At 54.9% G+C, this 15870-nt stretch carries 14 protein-coding genes; 12 read left to right on the top strand and 2 right to left on the bottom strand.

Features of this window, described 5'->3' with window-relative positions:
- Positions 1–31 precede the first annotated feature (31 nt).
- The 3 genes from mdtD to baeR are packed head-to-tail and all read left to right on the top strand — an operon-like array spanning position 32 to position 3573.
- Positions 32–1477 carry a multidrug transporter subunit MdtD gene (mdtD, locus tag ACX9GU_RS07225; RefSeq protein WP_473194310.1) on the top strand — a complete coding sequence of 482 codons (1446 nt, stop codon included), beginning with the start codon at positions 32–34 and terminating at the stop codon, positions 1475–1477.
- Positions 1474–2844: an envelope stress sensor histidine kinase BaeS gene (baeS, locus tag ACX9GU_RS07220; RefSeq protein ID WP_473194309.1), complete on the top strand. Its 1371-nt coding sequence runs from the start codon at positions 1474–1476 to the stop codon at positions 2842–2844. The genes mdtD and baeS overlap by 4 nt, the downstream gene beginning before the upstream one ends.
- A gap of 12 nt (positions 2845–2856) precedes the next feature.
- On the top strand, positions 2857–3573 hold the full coding sequence (baeR, locus tag ACX9GU_RS07215; protein WP_473194308.1) for an envelope stress response regulator BaeR: 717 nt from the start codon (positions 2857–2859) through the stop codon (positions 3571–3573).
- A 3-nt stretch (positions 3574–3576) separates the two neighbouring features.
- On the opposite strand, the gene ACX9GU_RS07210 is transcribed toward baeR, so the two are convergent.
- Both ACX9GU_RS07210 and ACX9GU_RS07205 read right to left on the bottom strand, forming a co-directional pair.
- On the bottom strand, positions 3577–3966 hold the full coding sequence (locus tag ACX9GU_RS07210) for a PIN domain-containing protein (protein ID WP_473194307.1): 390 nt from the start codon (positions 3964–3966) through the stop codon (positions 3577–3579).
- Between the two features lie 3 nt (positions 3967–3969).
- Positions 3970–4233, bottom strand: coding sequence for an antitoxin (locus ACX9GU_RS07205; protein WP_021178792.1), 264 nt, complete (start codon positions 4231–4233; stop codon positions 3970–3972).
- A 346-nt stretch (positions 4234–4579) separates the two neighbouring features.
- Between ACX9GU_RS07205 and ACX9GU_RS07200 the strand changes: the two genes are divergently transcribed.
- From ACX9GU_RS07200 to fbaB, 9 genes are all read left to right on the top strand, one after another.
- A complete protein-coding gene (locus ACX9GU_RS07200; RefSeq protein WP_473194306.1) occupies positions 4580–4918 on the top strand; it encodes a YegP family protein in 339 nt (112 codons plus the stop codon).
- Between the two features lie 180 nt (positions 4919–5098).
- Positions 5099–6451, top strand: coding sequence for a prephenate-dependent tRNA uridine(34) hydroxylase TrhP (trhP, locus tag ACX9GU_RS07195; RefSeq protein ID WP_473194305.1), 1353 nt, complete (start codon positions 5099–5101; stop codon positions 6449–6451).
- 532 nt (positions 6452–6983) lie between these two features.
- A complete protein-coding gene (gene yegS, locus ACX9GU_RS07190) occupies positions 6984–7883 on the top strand; it encodes a lipid kinase YegS (RefSeq protein WP_473194304.1) in 900 nt (299 codons plus the stop codon).
- A 464-nt stretch (positions 7884–8347) separates the two neighbouring features.
- On the top strand, positions 8348–9562 hold the full coding sequence (manD, locus tag ACX9GU_RS07185) for a D-mannonate dehydratase ManD (protein WP_021178796.1): 1215 nt from the start codon (positions 8348–8350) through the stop codon (positions 9560–9562).
- 14 nt (positions 9563–9576) lie between these two features.
- Positions 9577–10590: a Zn-dependent oxidoreductase gene (locus tag ACX9GU_RS07180; protein WP_473194303.1), complete on the top strand. Its 1014-nt coding sequence runs from the start codon at positions 9577–9579 to the stop codon at positions 10588–10590.
- Between the two features lie 107 nt (positions 10591–10697).
- Positions 10698–12092: an MFS transporter gene (locus ACX9GU_RS07175; protein WP_473195128.1), complete on the top strand. Its 1395-nt coding sequence runs from the start codon at positions 10698–10700 to the stop codon at positions 12090–12092.
- Positions 12093–12160: 68 nt separating this feature from the next.
- Complete coding sequence (locus tag ACX9GU_RS07170; RefSeq protein WP_473194302.1) at positions 12161–13621, top strand: mannitol dehydrogenase family protein; 1461 nt, start codon at positions 12161–12163, stop codon at positions 13619–13621.
- Positions 13622–13722: 101 nt separating this feature from the next.
- Positions 13723–14409 (top strand): GntR family transcriptional regulator, encoded by a 687-nt coding sequence (locus tag ACX9GU_RS07165; protein ID WP_473194301.1) that lies wholly within the window; start codon positions 13723–13725, stop codon positions 14407–14409.
- Positions 14410–14633: 224 nt separating this feature from the next.
- Positions 14634–15683 (top strand): class I fructose-bisphosphate aldolase, encoded by a 1050-nt coding sequence (gene fbaB / locus ACX9GU_RS07160; protein WP_021178801.1) that lies wholly within the window; start codon positions 14634–14636, stop codon positions 15681–15683.
- The last annotated feature ends 187 nt before the right edge of the window (positions 15684–15870 follow it).

Raw genomic sequence — 15870 nt, 5'->3', positions numbered from 1 at the left:
GCAGCAACGCGGGAGAGAAAGGGCCTATGAGATGAACATCAAACCCAGCGCCCCGCCAGGGTCCACCTCGGTGCAATGGCAGCTGTGGATCGTGGCTTTCGGCTTCTTTATGCAGACGCTGGATACCACCATCGTCAATACCGCGTTGCCCTCCATGGCAGCCAGCCTGGGGGAAAACCCGCTGCGCATGCAGTCGGTGATTGTTTCCTATGTGCTGACGGTCGCAGTAATGCTACCTGCCAGCGGCTGGCTGGCGGATCGGGTTGGCGTCAAACGGGTGTTCTTCAGCGCCATCGTGCTGTTCACGCTCGGGTCGATCCTGTGCGCCCGTTCGGAAACCCTGAATGAGCTGGTGGCCTCCCGCGTGATACAGGGCATCGGCGGCGCGATGATGGTGCCGGTCGGCAGGCTGACGGTGATGAAAATCGTCCCGCGTGAACAGTATATGGCGGCGATGACCTTCGTCACCCTGCCCGGCCAGATCGGCCCGCTGATGGGGCCAGCCTTGGGGGGCTTTCTGGTGCAATACGCCAGTTGGCACTGGATCTTCCTGATCAACATTCCCGTGGGGATCGCCGGAGCGATTGCCACCGCGCTGCTGATGCCCAATTACACCATGCAGACCCGGCGTTTCGATATCAGCGGCTTTATCATGTTGGCGATCGGCATGGCCACGCTGACGCTGGCGCTCGACGGGCATAAAGGCATGGGGCTTTCCTCTGCCACCATCGCCGGGCTGGTGGCAATGGGTTGCGCTGCGCTGGCTGGCTACTGGTTGCATGCCCGAGGTAACAGCCGGGCGCTGTTCTCACTACGACTATTCAAGACGGAAACTTACCGCATCGGCCTGACCGGCAGCCTGTTGGGGCGGATCGGCAGCGGTATGTTGCCCTTTATGACCCCGTTGTTTTTGCAAGTGGGCATGGGGTTTTCCCCGTTCCACGCCGGGTTGATGATGATCCCGATGATCATCGGCAGCATGGGCATGAAGCGCATTGTGGTACAGGTGGTTAACCGATTCGGTTATCGCAATGTACTGGTGGCCGCCACGCTGATGCTGGCGCTGGTCACCCTGAGTTTTCCGCTGGTGGCAATGCTGGGCTGGGTTTATCTGCTGCCGGTGATACTGTTCTTCCAGGGCATGGTTAACTCCCTGCGTTTTTCAACCATGAATACCCTGACGCTGAAAGATCTGCCCGATCGGCTAGCCAGCAGTGGTAACAGCCTGCTATCGATGGTGATGCAGCTGTCCATGAGCCTGGGCGTCAGTATTGCCGGGATCCTGATTGGCAGCTTCGCGCATCATCAGGTGGTGGCCGATAGTCCGGCTATCCACAACGCCTTTATCTACAGCTATGGCTGCATGGCGCTGATTATTGCCCTGCCGGCGCTGGCTTTCGCCCGCGTACCGACCGACATAGCACCCAACCGCACATTGACCAAAGAGCCGGGCACCGGCTCCACGAGGAAACAATGAGAATTGGCATAACCGGCAAGCTGTTTATGGCGATCTTCGCCACCTGCATGTTGGTGTTGATCACCATGCACTGGGGCGTACGCGTCAGCTTTGAACGGGGTTTTATCGATTACATCAAGCACAGCAATGAGCAACGCATCAGCATGCTCGGCGACGCGTTGGAAGATCAGTATCGCCGCCACGGCAACTGGGAATTTCTGCGTAACAACGATCAGGTGGTGTATCAGATCATGCGTTCGTTTGAGCAGAACAGCGACAGCAGCCACAATCTGCCCCCCAAGGGCTGGCGCACCCAATTCTGGGTGGTGGACAGCCAGTATAACCGGCTGGTGGGTCATTCCGGCCCGATACCTAAAGAGAGTACCCGGCACCCGATCCATTACAACAATCAGATCGTCGGTTGGGTGGTAGCGACTCCGCCGGAAAAGCTGACGCGTAACGCGGACATCAACTTCGATCGCCAGCAGCGGCGCACCAGTTGGATGATCGTTGGGCTATCCACCTTGTTGGCAGCGGCGGTAACCTGGCTGATGTCGCGCGGCCTGCTGGCTCCGGTTAAACGCCTGGTAGCTGGTACCCATCGCCTGGCGGCGGGTGATTTCAGCGCTCGGGTGGCAGTCAGCAGCCAAGATGAGTTGGGTCGGCTGGCACAGGATTTCAACCAGCTTGCCACCTCGCTGGAAAAGAACGAACAGATGCGGCGAGCGCTAATGGCGGATGTTTCCCACGAGCTGCGTACCCCACTGGCGGTACTGCGTGGTGAGTTAGAGGCGCTGCAAGACGGCGTTCGCCAACCCACACCGGCTTCGCTCAGTTCGCTACAGGCGGAAGTCTCAACCCTCACCAAATTGGTGGACGATCTGCACCAGCTGTCACTCTCCGATCTCGGCGCCCTCGCCTACCGTAAATTGCCGGTAGATTGTGTGCATCTGGTGCAGATCGCCGTGGCGGCCTTCCGTGAGCGTTTTCATGCCAAACAGTTGGAAATCGTCACCTATCTGCCGGAACAGATGCCACTGTTTGGCGATCCTGACCGACTGCTCCAGTTATTCAACAACCTGTTGGAAAACAGCCAACGCTATACCGATGCCGGTGGTCGGCTGGAGATTGGTATCGAACGCCTGCCGGGAACGGTGCGGATTTACTGGCAGGACAGTGCCCCAGGAGTGAATGACGAGCAGTTGGCTCTCATCTTCGAACGCTTTTATCGCACTGAAGGATCGCGTAACCGCGCCAGCGGCGGTTCTGGGCTGGGGCTTTCCATCTGTCAGAACATTGTGGAGGCACACGGCGGCGAGATCCGCGCACAACACTCGCCTTTAGGCGGCGTGCGCATTACAGTAGATTTCCCCACCTCTGGTGAATAATAAGGTTGTTCGATGGAAAACCAAAATCAGCCACTACAGATCTTGATTGTGGAAGATGAACCCAAGCTGGGCCAGCTGTTGGTAGATTATCTGCAGGCTGCTGGCTACGCCACCCGCTGGCTGAGCAACGGCAGCGAGGTGATCCCGGCGGTGCATGAGCATCCACCGGCGCTTATTTTGCTGGATTTGATGCTGCCAGGCTGCGATGGCTTAACCGTTTGCCGTGAGCTACGCCGTTTTACCGATATCCCCGTCATCATGGTGACCGCCAAAATCGAGGAGATCGACCGCCTGCTGGGGCTGGAGATCGGGGCGGATGACTACATCTGCAAGCCTTACAGCCCGCGCGAAGTGGTTGCCAGGGTGAAAACCATCCTGCGCCGTTGCTATCGGCCCCAGGAACATAGCGATGATGATTCACTGTTGCATATTGATGAGCCACGCTTTCAGGCTAGCTACCAGGGCCATATCCTGGATCTGACTCCGGCGGAGTTCCGCCTGCTGAAAACCCTGGCATGCCAGCCGGGCAACGTGTTTTCACGCGAACAGCTGCTGAACAATCTGTATGACGATTACCGGGTGGTGACCGATCGTACCATCGATAGCCATATCAAGAACCTGCGCCGCAAGCTGGAGCTGATCGACGGCGACAAGGCGTTTATCCGTTCGGTCTACGGAGTGGGCTACCGCTGGGAAGCCGAACAGTGTCGGCTGGTCAATGGGCTGTGACGCTTACTGCGTCCAGTCTTCCACCTCAAGCTCCGCGACCATAGTGAAAGCCCGATCGCTGGTCACTATGGTTGCGCCACGGCTTACCGCATGTGCGGCAATAAGCTGATCCAACGCCCCCATCGGTCTGCCTTGTTTTTCCATGCTTGCGCGCATGGCACCATAGCAATGTGCTGCCGCAGAGTCCCAGGAGTAAACGGTGACGGCGTCCAGGAACATCATCACCGTCTGTTTTAACGCCTTGTTCTGCCGCTTGGCTACGCCATAAATCAGTTCCGCCTGGGTTATGCTGGAAATACATACCGACGATGGCGGTACCCGATCCATCGCCGCAAGCAGGCGGGGATGTTGACGAAAAAGCTGGCTCACCGTGTTAGTGTCGAACATATACATGACTTACTGTTCCTCCTTGAACGGATCCCGCTCTGCTACCCCTTGCTGGCGATCGTCAGCAGTCAGGAAGTCAGCAGGAACCGCCACGTTTTGCAGCATGGTCAGTAGCGGTTGCCAGGAGTCCAATTTCATTGGGTGCTTCGACAAGATAACGTTACCCTGTTCATCCCGGCGAATATAAACCTGATCGACATCGAATTCGAATTCCACTGGCAATCTCACCGCCTGATTTCTACCGTTTTTAAAAAGCTTGGCAACTCTTTCCATATTGCACCTCCTCACGCTAGCATAGGCCAAAGCATATGCCTATTTTGAGTGGATGCCAAGGCCAAGCTGCCTGTTTTTTGTTCGCATAAGGAATGCGGATATCAGCCACCCTATCCTCTCAAGGGAGCAAAATCATCTGCCGTCGAACGTTTTGTGCCCACGATGCGAACCGCTACGCAATCACCAATGTAATCAGGGCAGCCTACCTCCAGCCCAACCTGGCCATGAACACAACAAGCCACCCATTTCTGTGCACTGGTACGCATTACTTCACCGTTAAAAAAAACGCTTGCCGAGACATTAGCTACACTTATCTCACTTATTGGCACTAATCAGGAGCAGGACCATGGCAAGCGGACATTATGAGCTGACAAAATCGAGCAACGGGCAGTATCACTTCAACCTGAAGGCCAGCAATGGCGAGATCATTCTCTCCAGTGAGATGTATGCCAGCAAAGCCTCGGCGGAAAACGGGATTGCGTCCGTGCAAACCAATTCGCCTCATGAGGCGCAGTTTGAAGTGAAAATCAGCAGCAACAACAAACCCTATTTCGTGCTGAAAGCCAAAAACCATCAGGTGATTGGTACCAGCCAGATGTACAGCTCGGATAGCGCAGCGAAAAGCGGGATTCAGTCGGTGATCAAGAATGGCTCTACCACAGACGTGCGTGATTTAAGCGTATAAATCTCATCCGGCCTGCGCGCGGTATCCGCTACCGCGCGGTTTTTCTGATGATGAAGATCAATCTCCCTTGAGAATTTCCGGTTAATTGCTGATTTCTTGGCGGGCTGCCGCTACAATCCCCCGCTTTCACTGCGCCATTGGGTGGCGCGGTGCTGACCTGAAATCAGACCGAGAATCACTATGTTTACACCAGAACTCCTCTCCCCGGCGGGAACGCTGAAAAACATGCGTTACGCCTTTGCCTATGGGGCCGATGCGGTTTACGCTGGCCAGCCGCGTTACAGCCTGCGGGTACGTAATAACGAATTTAACCACGAGAACCTGCAGCTTGGGATTAATGAAGCCCATGCGCTAGGCAAAAGGTTCTACGTGGTGGTTAATATCGCGCCACACAACGCCAAACTGAAAACCTTCCTGCGTGACCTGAAACCGGTGATCGACATGGGCCCGGACGCGCTGATCATGTCCGACCCCGGTTCGATCATGATGGTGCGCGAAGCCTTCCCGCAGATGGACATTCACCTCTCGGTGCAGGCTAACGCGGTCAACTGGGCAACGGTGAAATTCTGGCAGCAGATGGGTTTGACGCGAGTGATCCTTTCCCGCGAGCTGTCGCTGGATGAAGTAGCGGAAATCCGTAGCCAGGTGCCAGAAATGGAGCTGGAGATCTTCGTTCATGGCGCACTGTGCATGGCCTATTCCGGCCGCTGCCTGCTTTCCGGTTACATCAACAAACGTGACCCCAACCAAGGCACCTGCACCAATGCCTGCCGCTGGCAGTACAAGGCAGAAGAAGGCAAGGAAGACGATACCGGCAGCATCGTGCATCTGCATGAGCCTATCGCGGTGCAAAACGTTGAGCCGACGCTGGGCATTGGCGCGCCAACCGATAAAGTCTTTATGCTTTCCGAAGCGCAGAAACCCGGCGAGTACATGAGCGCGTTTGAGGACGAGCACGGCACCTACATCATGAACTCAAAAGATCTGCGTGCCATCCAGCACGTAGAGCGGCTCACCCAGTTGGGCGTACATTCGCTGAAGATTGAAGGCCGTACCAAGTCGTTTTATTACTGCGCCCGTACCGCACAGGTTTATCGCCGTGCCATTGACGACGCCGTTGCCGGTAAACCCTTCGATCCAAGCCTGCTGACCACGCTGGAAGGCCTGGCTCATCGTGGCTATACCGAAGGTTTCCTGCGCCGCCATACGCATGATGCCCATCAGAACTATGATTACGGTTCCTCCATTTCCGAACTGCAGCAGTTTGTCGGGGAATTTACCGGGGTACGCCGTAACGGCTGGGCGGAAGTGGATGTAAAAAATAAATTCCTGGTCGGTGACAGCGTCGAGATGATGACGCCAGGGGGTAACGTGTTGTTTACCCTGGAAAGCCTGCAGAACAAGAAAGGCGAGACGATCGATGTCGCTCCGGGCAACGGCCATATCGTTTATTTGCCGATCCCCGAGGATATCGACCTCAATTATGCGTTGTTGATCCGCAATTTGCCGCAGGACGATAGCCAGAACGATTAAGATGTTTATCGCCACCCACCTGGGTGGCAATTTTTGGCAAATATTAGAATCAGATCACATCAATTAGCGCGCGGCTTGGTTATTATCAGGTTGCTTAAAATTAATAACGAAAATATTTGCATAGCAATACTAGGAACCACCTCCTTAGCCAGCCCAATCTCCCTTGGGTTGGCCTTTTCTTTTTATCCCCTTTAATTTCAATCAGCTGAAAATTTCATTGGTATTTTTAGGATATTTCTTGCATTACGCCAAGCGGCTTATTATTTCCCCTGCAATATATAAATTATTCTATAGCGATTAATAAGGTCATTAATACCAACGCTTAACTCGCGTGAGAGAAAGATATACCTCTATTGGGCATTGACTCTATAAATACCCTGTAGCAGCCAAACTCGGTATTACCTGAATATTCTTATGGCCGGTCGCTGGCTTGTGGTTTATCGTTAACGGCTTGGGTCAGGGGTTTAGCTACATGGAAACCCATCTGGCCACCCTTTGACAGCCGATTCGTTTTTCGCCACAAGGATCAGGAATGCACCAATATGCACCAGCACTGCTTATCATCAATGGTAAAAGCTCCGGCAACGAGGAAGTTCGCGCAGCGGTGAACCTGCTGCGCCATGAGGGCCAGACCCTGCATGTCCGCGTCACCTGGGAACTGGGGGATGCAGCTCGTTACGTCAAAGAGGCTAGCCAGCTGAGGGTTGAAACCGTGATCGCCGGGGGTGGCGACGGTACCATCAACGAGGTCGCTGCCGCATTGGCACAACTGCCCGCAGAGTTTCGCCCCATACTCGGCATACTGCCGCTGGGCACCGCCAACGATTTTGCTACCGCCTGCTCTATTCCCCTACAGCCAGATTTGGCCTTGCAGTTAGCCATCAAGGGCCGAGCGGTGCCGATCGATCTGGCCAAGGTCAATGACGAGCGCTATTTTATCAATATGGCTACCGGCGGCTTTGGCACCCGCATCACCACCGAAACCCCGGAAAAACTGAAGGCGGCGCTGGGGGGCGTTTCCTATTTCATTCATGGGCTGCTGCGCCTGGATGCGCTGAAAGCCGACAGCTGCGAGATCCGCGGGCCAGATTTCCATTGGACCGGAGAAGCGCTGGTGATCGGTATCGGCAACGGTAGGCAGGCCGGGGGTGGGCAGAAACTTTGCCCTGGGGCGCTGATTAACGATGGTTTATTGCAGGTGCGCCTGCTCACTGCCGAAGAGTTGCTACCTACGCTGGTCAATATCTTGTTTAGCGGTGAGGAAAACAGCAACGTAGTTGATGCCTCATTGCCATGGCTGGAAATCACCGCGCCGCATGAAATTACCTTTAACCTTGATGGCGAGCCGCTGAAAGGTCGTGATTTCCGCATTGAGGTGCTGCCTGATGCTATCGAGTGCCGCTTACCGCCAAATTGCGATCTGCTGGGATAAACAAATAAGCCACGTGCTCAGATCGTGCAAACTTTAGCCCGGCGTAACGCCCCTCACCCTAACCCTCTCCCACAGGGAGAGGGGACAGTACGTGCTACAAATTAGCTCCTGCGCTCAACCGCAAAATCGTAAAATCGTAAAATCGTAAAAAACCATAATTAATTTATTGAGTTATCGAGTTACAAATTATCATCCACACCTGACCTTATCACCGAATCAGCTCCCTCTCCCTGTGGGAGAGGGTTGGGGTGAGGGGCCGCTGCTACAAATTAACTCCCGCTCCTGAACACGCCTGCGAACCAACATCCCTGTTTTTACCTCAAGATAAAACCACCACCCCACGTCTGTGATCCACCCATAAATGTGATCTCCAGCGGCAATTCTCACAAATCATACTTGTATGGTAGTTAGTTCAAGGTTAATTTCCGCCCATACGTTATCAGCAACAACAGGATGTGGAAGTCATGAAAATTGTTAAAGCCGAGGTGTTTGTCACCTGCCCGGGAAGAAATTTCGTCACCCTGAAGATCACTACCGACTGCGGGCTAACCGGGATCGGCGATGCAACCCTGAACGGCCGCGAACTGCCGGTCGCGTCTTATCTGGAAGATCACGTCTGCCCGCAGCTGATTGGCCGCGATGCTCACCAGATCGAAGATATCTGGCAATACTTCTACAAAGGTGCTTACTGGCGCCGTGGCCCGGTGACCATGTCGGCCATCTCTGCGGTGGATACGGCATTGTGGGATATCAAAGCCAAAGCGGCCAATATGCCGCTGTACCAGTTGCTGGGTGGCGCTTCACGTACCGGCGTCATGGTGTATTGCCATACCACCGGCCACTCGATTGACGAAGTACTGGACGATTATGCCAAGCACAAGGAGCTGGGCTTCAAGGCAATCCGCGCACAATGCGGCGTACCTGGGATGAAAACCACCTACGGCATGGCCAAAGGTAAGGGCCTGGCGTATGAGCCTGCGACCAAAGGCAACTGGCCGGAAGAACAGCTATGGTCAACCGAGAAATACCTCGACTTCACCCCGAAACTTTTTGCAGCCGTGCGTGACAAATTCGGTTTTGACGAACACCTGCTGCACGATATGCATCACCGCCTGACGCCGATCGAAGCGGCCCGCTTTGGCAAAAGCGTTGAGCAATATCGCCTGTTCTGGATGGAAGATCCTACCCCGGCCGAAAACCAGGAGTGCTTCCGCCTGATCCGCCAACATACCGTGACCCCGATTGCGGTCGGTGAGGTGTTCAACAGCATCTGGGATTGCAAACAGCTGATTGAAGAGCAACTGATCGATTACATCCGTACCACCATCACCCACGCCGGGGGCATCACCGGCATGCGTCGTATCGCCGATTTCGCTTCGCTGTATCAGGTGCGTACCGGCTCACACGGCCCTTCCGATCTATCGCCAATCTGCATGGCGGCGGCGTTGCACTTTGACCTGTGGGTGCCGAACTTCGGCGTGCAGGAATATATGGGCTACTCCGAACAGATGCTGGAGGTGTTCCCACATAACTGGACGTTCGACAACGGCTATATGCATCCCGGTGAAAAACCAGGGTTGGGCATCGAGTTTGACGAAAAACTGGCTGCCAAATATCCCTACGATCCAGCCTACCTGCCGGTAGCGCGCCTGGAAGACGGCACCCTGTGGAACTGGTAAACCGAGGAATTTCTATGAAAAGCATTACTGTTCAACAGCCAGGGCAATTGGTGATTGAAGAACGCCCGTTGCCATCGCCGCAACAAGGTGAAGTCCGGATCCGTGTGGCTAGCGCCGGGATCTGCGGTTCCGACGTGCATATCTATCGGGGCCATAATCCGTTTGCCAAATATCCACGCGTGATCGGCCATGAGTTCTTTGGCCATATCGACGCTATCGGCGAAGGTGTCGACCCGTCACGCATCGGAGAACGCGTAGTGGGCGATCCGGTTGTCAGTTGCGGCCATTGCTATCCCTGCTCGGTGGGCAGGCCAAACGTCTGCACCGAACTGCAGGTCATCGGGGTGCACCGTGACGGCGGGTTCAGCGAATTTGTGACGCTACCGGCCAAAAATGCCCATCTAGTACCGGACAGCATTCCAGACAACGAAGCCACGATGGTCGAACCCTTTACCATTGCTGCCAATATCTGTAGCCAACTGCAACCCGGCCCGTTAGATGTGGCCTTGGTATATGGTGCCGGGCCGATGGGCCTCACCTCCATTCAGGCGCTGCGCGGCGTTTACGGCGTTAAACAGATTGTGGTAGCTGACCGTATCGATGAGCGTCTGGCTATGGCCACTGCCAACGGCGCGGATGTGGTGATCAACAACAGCCAGCTGGATTTGGCCAGCGAGTTACAAAAACTCGGCATCCGGCCAACGCTGATCATCGATGCTGCCTGCCACCCGGCCATTCTGCCGGAGGCAATCGGCTTGGCTTCTCCCGCCGCACGCATTGGCATTATGGGCTTCTCTGCCGAGCCCTGCGTGATCAGCCAGCAAGCCATTACCAGTAAAGAGATCTCGATTTACAGTTCACGCCTCAACAGCAACCGCTTCCCGCAGGTAATTGCCTGGATGACGCAACGCCAGATCCAACCAGAGAAACTGATCACCCATCAGTTTACGTTTACGCAAGTGCTTGACGCGATGGAGGTCTTCGAAAAAGACCAAAAGCAGTGCTGTAAAGTTTTACTGAAATTCTGACCTGACCACTTTCCAGCTACGGCCTGCTGTAGCTGGAAAGAAACAGGGGCTTCTGAACCTCATCTTTGCCGTCCTTACAACAACAATTTGCAGAGAACAGAACAATGATGAACGCAAAAATTGACAACACTCAGCCGGAAAGAAGTACCTCGGACCTGATCAAGGCGGCCGTTTCCGGCTGGCTTGGTACCGCGCTGGAATTTATGGATTTTCAGCTTTATTCGCTAGGTGCAGCATTAGTCTTCCATGAAATATTTTTCCCGGAACAGTCCGCCGCCATGGCGTTAATCTTGGCGATGGGAACCTACGGCGCGGGTTATATCGCCCGTATCGCGGGTGCCTTCTTCTTTGGCCGCATGGGGGATACCATCGGCCGTAAAAGGGTACTGTTTATTACCATTACCATGATGGGGATCTGCACCACCTTAATTGGCGTGCTGCCAACCTATGCGCAAATCGGTATTTTCGCCCCCTTATTACTGGTGTTACTGCGTATTATTCAAGGGTTGGGAGCAGGCGCGGAAATATCTGGAGCCGGAACCATGCTGGCGGAATATGCGCCTAAGGGTAAACGCGGGATTATCTCCTCACTGGTGGCCATGGGCACCAACTGCGGCACGCTGTCGGCAACCGCCATCTGGGCCGTCATGTTCTTCTTCCTGTCGAAAGAAGAGCTGCTGGCCTGGGGCTGGCGCGTACCTTTCCTGGCCAGCGTGGTCGTCATGCTGTTCGCCATCTGGCTGCGTATGAACCTGAAAGAAAGCCCGGTGTTTGAAAAGGTTAACGACGACAGCACCACCGCAACACCGGCTCACGCCGTGGCTGACAATACCCATTCGCTGTCGGCGATGTTCAGCAGCAAATCCTTCTGGCTGGCTACTGGGCTGCGTTTTGGCCAGGCAGGCAACTCCGGTCTGATCCAGACCTTCCTGGCCGGTTATCTGGTGCAAACCCTGCTGTTTGAGAAGGCTATCCCAACCGACGCCTTGATGATCAGCTCCGCCATTGGCTTTATTACCATCCCGTTCCTTGGCTGGCTCTCCGACAAGATCGGCCGCCGGGTGCCTTATATCCTGGTCAATATCTCCGCCATCATTCTGGCTTACCCAATGATTTCGATGATTGTGGACAAGACCAATGAGGTGAACGTGATTATGGCCTCGATCATTATTATCCATAACGTCGCGGTGCTGGGCCTGTTTGCGCTGGAAAACATCACCATGGCGGAAATGTTTGGTTCACGTAACCGCTTTACCCGCATGGCGATCTCCAAAGAGGCCGGTGGTTTGGTGGCAGTCGGCTTCGGCCCGGTATTGGCCGGTATCTTCTGCAATATGACCGACTCCTGGTGGCCAATCGCCGCCATGATGATCCTGTACTCCGTTATCGGCTTGCTGGCAGCGATATTGATGCCAGAAGTCAGAGATCGTGACCTGAGCCTGGCGGAAGATGCCGCGGAAAGCCCTGCGCTACCGATAGCCCAGCGCGTCAGCAGTCATTAATCCCCCTTCAATCCTCTGCCGCAGAGAAGGTTCTGCGGCAATCAAACCATCACACAGTGAGTTTCAACATGGGTACCAAGCTGTTAGCCGCCAACGCCATTGTTCCGCAGTACGATCGTAGCAAACTGGTTCCGCGCCTGGTTCATCTGGGCTTTGGTGCCTTTCATCGCGCCCATCAAGCGGTATACACCGATATCCTGGCACAAGAGCACGGCAGCGACTGGGGATATTGCGAAATCAACCTGATCGGTGGCGAACAGCAAATCGCCGATCTCAAACAGCAAGATATGCTTTACAGCGTGGCAGAGATGTCAGCCGATGCCTGGCAATGCCGGGTGGTGGGCGTAGTAAAACAGGCGCTGCATGCACAAGCCGACGGGCTGGACGCCGTGTTCCATGCTCTGGCCCAGCCCGAAGTGGCGATTGTGTCCATGACCATCACCGAAAAAGGCTACTGCCATTCTCCCGCCACCGGCCTGTTGCAGCTTGATCATCCGTTGATTGTGCGGGATCTGGCTAATCCGCATCACCCGCAAAGCGCAGTTGGGGTCATCGTCGCAGCCTTGGCACAACGTAAAGCTGCCAGGCAATCTGCATTCAGCGTGATGTCTTGCGACAATATGCCGGAAAACGGCCATGTGACCCGCAACGTGATCACCACCTATGCCAAAGCGCTCGATCCGGCGTTGGCAACGTGGATCGAAACCCATGTCACCTTCCCTTCCACCATGGTCGATCGCATCGTGCCAGCCGTGACGCCAGACACCCTGGCCCAGGTCGCACAGCAAACCGGCGTGCAGGATCCGGCAGCCGTGGCCTGCGAGCCGTTCCGCCAATGGGTGATTGAGGACAATTTTGTCGCGGGCCGCCCGGCATGGGAACAAGCCGGTGCCGAACTGGTCAGCGATGTCTTGCCGTTCGAAGAGATGAAGCTGCGTATGCTGAACGGCAGCCACTCGTTCCTGGCCTATCTGGGTTATTTAGCCGGTTACCCACACATCAGTGACTGTATGCAGGATGAGCATTACGTCAAGGCCGCCCGCCATCTGATGCTGGCTGAGCAAGCCCCAACGTTGAACACGCCGGGAACCGATCTGGAGAAATACGCCGATTCCCTGCTGGCACGCTATCGCAATACGGCGTTGAAGCACCGCACCTGGCAGATCGCCATGGACGGCACGCAAAAGCTGCCGCAGCGCATGCTGGATTCGGTGCGCTGGCATCTGGCCAACGGCAGTGATTTTGACTGTCTGGCGCTGGGCGTAGCGGGTTGGATGCGTTACGTCGGCGGTAAGGACGAACAGGGTCAACCGATCGACATCAGCGATCCATTGCGTGAGGAAATGGCCCGGCGCGTCGCCAACAGTGCTGAAGGTGAGCCTCGCGTGATGGCGTTACTGCAAATGACCTCGGTGTTCGGACGCGACCTGCCGGATAACCAACGCTTCGTCAATGCCGTGACCAGTGCTTATCTGGCACTGTTGGCGCGGGGAGCTAAAGCGACGGTGGCAAGGATGCTGGCGCGCTAATAGAAAAGCATAGAATGCGGGTGGATTTATCCGCCCTCTTTCACGGGTTAATCTGCTAGTATGGTGGCATTCACTACTACTCTCATATATTGATTGTCGCCATGTCAGAATCGTACGTCCTCACGAATAATGTCCCGGTCAATCAGCAGATCTATCGTTTCCTGCGCAAAGATATCGTCGATTGCACCATCCCTCCGGGCACGTTGCTTTCCGAGAAAGAGATCTCCACCCGTTTCAGCGTTTCACGCCAACCGGTGCGCGAAGCCTTTATCAAACTGGCTGAAGCGGGGCTGGTGCAGATCTTGCCGCAGCGCGGGACCTTCGTGATGAAAATTTCCGCAAAAAGAGTGGCCGACGGGCGCTTTATCCGTCAGGCGGTGGAATGCGCCATCGTGCGGCGAGTTGCCACCAGCATCACCCCCGAGCAGTTGATGACGCTGGAGCATAACCTGCATCGCCAGGAGCTGGCGGCACAGAATAATCAGATCCGTGAGTTTTTGGCGCTGGACGACGAATTCCACCATCTGCTGACGCAAATGGCCAACTGTGCCCTGGCGTGGGAAACCATCGAGACCATCAAAGCGACGATGGATCGGGTGCGCTTCCTCAGCCTGAGCGAAGTGTCACCGCCGGAGAATCTGATCCACCAGCATTACCGTATTTTTGAGGCGCTGAAAGCCCAGGATCCAGATGCGGCGGAGTTGGCCATTCACGAGCATTTGCAGGAGATGATCTATTCGATCACCCCGATTGCCCTGCAAAATACCGACTGGTTTGAAACCGAGTAAAAGCTGTTCCCCTCTCCGACCAGGAAAGGGGACGCCATCAACAAGCGCTCACTCGCAAATTTTGCCTTCTAAATAGCATTTCTTCTCAATCGCATCTATTGTCTCTTCGCATCATCAGGTTTTGATTAGTATCTTTTGCATAGCTTCAATCACCGCTTTTGACTACGCCGGTGGCCAAATACCCAGAGTTACCGGTGTATAGGAAGCTTTAACGGGAGTGAATCATGACAGATATTGCACAATTGTTAGGTAAGGAAGCGGAAGACCTTTTGCAACACCGCTGCACCACCATCCCTGCGGAAAATCTGTACCTGCCCGGTGGCGACTTTGTTGATCGGGTGATGATCGACAACAACCGCCCAAACAGCGTGCTACGCTCAATGCAAACCTTGCTCAACCATGGCCGCCTGGCGGGCACCGGTTATCTATCTATCCTGCCGGTCGATCAGGGCGTAGAGCACTCTGCCGGGGCCTCGTTTGCCGCCAACCCACTCTATTTTGATCCAAAAAATATCGTTGAACTGGCGATCGAAGCCGGGTGTAACTGCGTGGCATCCACTTACGGCGTGCTGGCTTCGGTCTCCCGCCGCTACGCCCACAAGATCCCGTTCTTGGTCAAACTGAACCACAACGAAACCCTGAGCTATCCAACGCAATACGACCAGACCCTGTATGCCAGCGTTGAGCAGGCGTTCAACATGGGGGCGGTGGCGGTTGGTGCAACCATTTACTTCGGTTCCGAGCAGTCACGCCGCCAGATTGAAGAGATCTCGATCGCCTTTGAACGCGCTCACGAACTGGGCATGGTGACCGTATTGTGGGCCTATCTACGTAACCCTGCGTTCAACAAGGATGGCGTCGATTATCATTCCAGCGCCGATCTGACCGGCCAAGCCAACCACATTGCGGCCACCATCGGTGCCGATATCGTCAAACAGAAAATGGCCGAGAACAACGGCGGCTACCGTGCGGTGAAATTCGGTTATACCGACGATCGCGTCTATGACAAGCTGACCACCGACCACCCGATCGATCTGGTGCGCTACCAGTTGGCAAACTGCTACATGGGCCGTGCCGGTTTAATCAACTCTGGCGGTGCCGCTGGGGAAAACGACCTGCAAGAGTCAGTGCGTACCGCCGTGATCAACAAGCGGGCTGGCGGGATGGGCCTGATCCTGGGGCGTAAAGCGTTCAAGAAATCGATGAAGGATGGCATCGCCCTGATCAATGCCGTGCAGGACACCTATCTCGACAACAGCGTCACCATCGCTTAATCGTTATTTATCAAATTATTAGTCTTCAAGGCTCAGCTCTGCTGGGCCTTTTTCATGTCCTAACTCCCCCTCTCCTTTCATCACTGATTGTTTTTCTTTCAATTTAACCTTTCACAATAAAATATTTATCTTTCAAAGTGTGATCCATTTAAAACAAAATCCGAAGCAAAGTGGTTACTGTATGACC

It is taken from the genome of Serratia sp. K1WW1, from assembly GCF_055790865.1.
Note: the sequence above shows the minus strand (reverse complement) of the source record. Positions and strands in the feature narration are given on the sequence as shown.

Bases quoted from the DNA above. Each gene is read 5' to 3' on its own strand.
- mdtD (WP_473194310.1), top strand. From the start codon at position 32: ATGAACATCAAACCCAGCGCCCCGCCAGGGTCCACCTCGGTGCAATGG.
- baeS (WP_473194309.1), top strand. From the start codon at position 1,474: ATGAGAATTGGCATAACCGGCAAGCTGTTTATGGCGATCTTCGCCACC.
- baeR (WP_473194308.1), top strand. From the start codon at position 2,857: ATGGAAAACCAAAATCAGCCACTACAGATCTTGATTGTGGAAGATGAA.
- ACX9GU_RS07210 (WP_473194307.1), bottom strand. From the start codon at position 3,966: ATGTATATGTTCGACACTAACACGGTGAGCCAGCTTTTTCGTCAACAT.
- ACX9GU_RS07205 (WP_021178792.1), bottom strand. From the start codon at position 4,233: ATGGAAAGAGTTGCCAAGCTTTTTAAAAACGGTAGAAATCAGGCGGTG.
- ACX9GU_RS07200 (WP_473194306.1), top strand. From the start codon at position 4,580: ATGGCAAGCGGACATTATGAGCTGACAAAATCGAGCAACGGGCAGTAT.
- trhP (WP_473194305.1), top strand. From the start codon at position 5,099: ATGTTTACACCAGAACTCCTCTCCCCGGCGGGAACGCTGAAAAACATG.
- yegS (WP_473194304.1), top strand. From the start codon at position 6,984: ATGCACCAATATGCACCAGCACTGCTTATCATCAATGGTAAAAGCTCC.
- manD (WP_021178796.1), top strand. From the start codon at position 8,348: ATGAAAATTGTTAAAGCCGAGGTGTTTGTCACCTGCCCGGGAAGAAAT.
- ACX9GU_RS07180 (WP_473194303.1), top strand. From the start codon at position 9,577: ATGAAAAGCATTACTGTTCAACAGCCAGGGCAATTGGTGATTGAAGAA.
- ACX9GU_RS07175 (WP_473195128.1), top strand. From the start codon at position 10,698: ATGAACGCAAAAATTGACAACACTCAGCCGGAAAGAAGTACCTCGGAC.
- ACX9GU_RS07170 (WP_473194302.1), top strand. From the start codon at position 12,161: ATGGGTACCAAGCTGTTAGCCGCCAACGCCATTGTTCCGCAGTACGAT.
- ACX9GU_RS07165 (WP_473194301.1), top strand. From the start codon at position 13,723: ATGTCAGAATCGTACGTCCTCACGAATAATGTCCCGGTCAATCAGCAG.
- fbaB (WP_021178801.1), top strand. From the start codon at position 14,634: ATGACAGATATTGCACAATTGTTAGGTAAGGAAGCGGAAGACCTTTTG.